General features: G+C 68.0%; 1 protein-coding gene. It reads left to right on the top strand.

What is annotated here, in order from left to right; translation table 11 throughout:
• The first annotated feature begins 134 nt into the window (after positions 1-134).
• Complete coding sequence (locus tag PLL68_RS15285; RefSeq protein ID WP_324535568.1) at positions 135-1,241, top strand: ABC transporter ATP-binding protein; 1,107 nt, start codon at positions 135-137, stop codon at positions 1,239-1,241.
• Positions 1,242-1,333 lie beyond the last annotated feature (92 nt).

The raw sequence follows: 1,333 nt of genomic DNA, 5'->3' as shown, positions 1-1,333 counted from the left end.
GCGGACATGGGTGGCGCCGCCAGCACGGTCACGGCATACTGGCGAAACCGCTTACACCGATGTGGGCGGGAGCAACACCTTTACAACGGATCGTCCGGCACGTTCCTGCCGGTGAAGGAAAGGCAAAGACGCCCATGGCAACCGTGAAGTTCGACAACGCCACCCGGATCTACCCCGGCAACGACACCCCCTCCGTCGACAAGCTGAACATCGACGTCGAGGACGGCGAGTTCCTGGTTCTCGTCGGCCCCTCCGGGTGTGGCAAGTCCACCTCGCTGCGCATGCTCGCCGGCCTCGAAGAGGTCAACGGCGGCAAGATCTGGATCGGTGACCGTGACGTCACCGACCTCTCGCCCAAGGACCGCGACGTCGCAATGGTCTTCCAGAACTACGCGCTGTACCCGCACATGACGGTCGCCGACAACATGGGCTTCGCCCTGAAGATCGCCGGCGTCGACAAGGGCGAGATCCGCAAGCGCGTCGAGGAGGCAGCCGCCATCCTCGACCTCACCACCTACCTCGAGCGCAAGCCGAAGGCCCTCTCCGGTGGCCAGCGCCAGCGCGTCGCCATGGGCCGGGCCATCGTCCGCTCCCCCCAGGTCTTCCTCATGGACGAGCCGCTGTCCAACCTCGACGCCAAGCTGCGCGTGCAGACCCGCACCCAGATCGCGTCGCTGCAGCGCCGGCTCGGCGTCACCACGGTCTACGTCACGCACGACCAGATCGAGGCCATGACCATGGGTGACCGCATCGCCCTGCTCAAGGACGGCATCCTCCAGCAGTGCGCCAGCCCGCGCGAGATGTACGACAAGCCGAACAACGTGTTCGTCGCCGGCTTCATCGGCTCCCCCGCGATGAACCTCGTCTCGGTGCCGGTCACCGAGGACGGCGTCCAGTTCGGCAGCCACCGCCTGCCCGTCGAACGCTCGCTGCTCGGTGCCGCCGGGTCGCACGTGATCGTCGGCATGCGCCCCGAGGACGTCGAGGTCACCACCGACCGTGACGGGCTCGAGCTCGTGGTCGACGTCGTCGAGGAGCTCGGCGCCGACGCCTACGTCTACGCCACCCCGGCCAACCCCGACGTCAAGCTCGAGGGCGGTGGCGACGACGCCCTCGCCAAGCCGTTCATCGCGCGGGTCGACGGCCGCAACGTGCCCGACAAGGGCTCGAAGATCTACGTCTACCCGAACCCGAACCACATGCACGTGTTCAACAAGGAGACCGGCCAGCGCATGGGCTGACGCCCCACTGGCACCGGGACCGCCCGCGACGCCCCGGACGAGCACTCGTCCGGGGCGTCGCGCGTACCCGCCGCACCCGGCATCCCCGCTTC

It is taken from the genome of Ornithinibacter sp. (assembly GCF_035443565.1).
In the GTDB taxonomy this organism is placed as follows: Bacteria; Actinomycetota; Actinomycetes; order Actinomycetales; family Dermatophilaceae; genus Fodinibacter.
This window is presented reverse-complemented; position numbering and strand designations above follow the sequence as displayed.